The sequence below is a fragment of the Gilvimarinus gilvus genome (assembly GCF_030518155.1).
GTDB classification, from domain to species: Bacteria; Pseudomonadota; Gammaproteobacteria; order Pseudomonadales; family Cellvibrionaceae; genus Gilvimarinus; species Gilvimarinus gilvus.
On record NZ_JAULRU010000498.1, the window covers coordinates 1 to 420 of the forward strand.

General features: G+C 32.6%; 1 protein-coding gene. It reads left to right on the top strand.

The window, feature by feature from the left end:
* Window positions 1-420 (top strand): polysaccharide pyruvyl transferase family protein (locus QWI17_RS09070; RefSeq protein ID WP_302722192.1); only part of this gene is annotated, 420 nt, incomplete at both ends.

A 420-nucleotide genomic window follows, 5' to 3' on the forward strand; every position in this document is an offset into this window, starting at 1 on the left:
CATGATTTCTGTCCATGAAAAAGACACTCAATTATTACTACAAGGGCTTATGGGCAAAGATGTACATCATGTTTTAGATCCAACATTGTTGCTGTCTAAAGACCAGTGGCTAGAGACTCTTGAGATTAAAAATAAAGTTAATATAAAAGAAAAATATATACTTCTTTATACCGTACCAAAAAACCCATTGATACGTAATGCAGTCGAGTATTTCTCAAAGAAAACAGGATATAAAGTAGTAGCTTTAGATCAGGGATTAAGTGCTGGTGCAAAAGTTGATAAACAGATTAGAGATGCTGGTCCAATTGAATTCTTAGAATTATTTTCCAATGCAGCATTTGTGATAACAGATTCATTTCATGGGACATGCTTTTCTATTAATTTAGAAAAACCATTCATTACTGTTTCATCAGGAAGTCA